General features: G+C 65.2%; 2 protein-coding genes. Both read right to left on the bottom strand.

Annotated elements, in window-relative coordinates:
- Positions 1-51 precede the first annotated feature (51 nt).
- Positions 52-294, bottom strand: a complete 243-nt coding sequence (locus H7965_RS32245) for a transposase (RefSeq protein ID WP_186774114.1) — start codon at positions 292-294, stop codon at positions 52-54.
- Positions 295-444: 150 nt separating this feature from the next.
- The coding region (locus H7965_RS30120; protein WP_186773160.1) for an integrase core domain-containing protein at positions 445-862 on the bottom strand (418 nt) is incomplete at its 5' end.

Raw genomic sequence — 862 nt, 5'->3', positions numbered from 1 at the left:
CCTCCTCGAGCCGATCGGCAACATCCCACCCGCCGAAGCTGAGGCGCGCTACTATGCCAGCCAGCAGGAGGTTGCGCTGGCAGCCTGACTCAAACTCCCCTGCCTCCGGCAAACCCGGGGCGGTTCAATCTGCCAGCGGCGTGCCACCTCGGTCACCACCGCGCCAGGCTCCAGCGTCTCCCCGACAATCCGCGCCTTGTCGTCGTCCGACCACTTCCGCCGCCGACCAGGTCCCGTCAGGATCTCGATCCGACGATACCCGACGCCCTTCGCGTCGTCTTTAACGCTATCCATAACCTCAACCTGAAGCTCCATGCTCCAGACCGACCCACCACAAACAGACCTCAGGCCGGAAGGCGGGCCCCGTCGCCGCGCTTACGATCTGAAGTGGTCCCCATCGGTCGGACAGTTTGGCGGCCTGGATAAGCTCGGTCCTGGTTGTCGTCAGGCCGCCAATTTGGCCATCTCGTCCGCCCCATAGGTCTCGTTGGGGGTCTGCCCGGCCAGCGCGCTATGTGGGCGTCCGGCATTGTAGTAGCCGATCCACTTCGACAACCCGGCCCGCAACTCCGAGCCGGTCTCGAAGGCGTGCAGGTAGACGCACTCGTACTTCAGGCTGCGCCATAGTCGTTCGATGAAGACATTGTCCATCCAGCGGCCACGGCCGTCCATCGAGATGCGCACTCCGGCCTGCTGCAGCACGCCGGTGAACCGCGGCGAGGTGAACTGGCTGCCCTGGTCGGTATTGAAAATCCCCGGTCGCCCGAACCGCCCCAAGGCCTCCTCCAGCACCTCGAGGCAGAACTCCACCTCCATGGTGTTCGACACCCGCCAGGCCAGCACCTTCCGCGTCGCCCAGTCC

Source organism: Siccirubricoccus deserti (assembly GCF_014283215.1).
In the GTDB taxonomy this organism is placed as follows: Bacteria; Pseudomonadota; Alphaproteobacteria; order Acetobacterales; family Acetobacteraceae; genus Siccirubricoccus; species Siccirubricoccus deserti.
The sequence above is the reverse complement of the archived record's forward strand: the minus strand, read 5'-3'. Positions and strand labels throughout refer to the sequence as shown.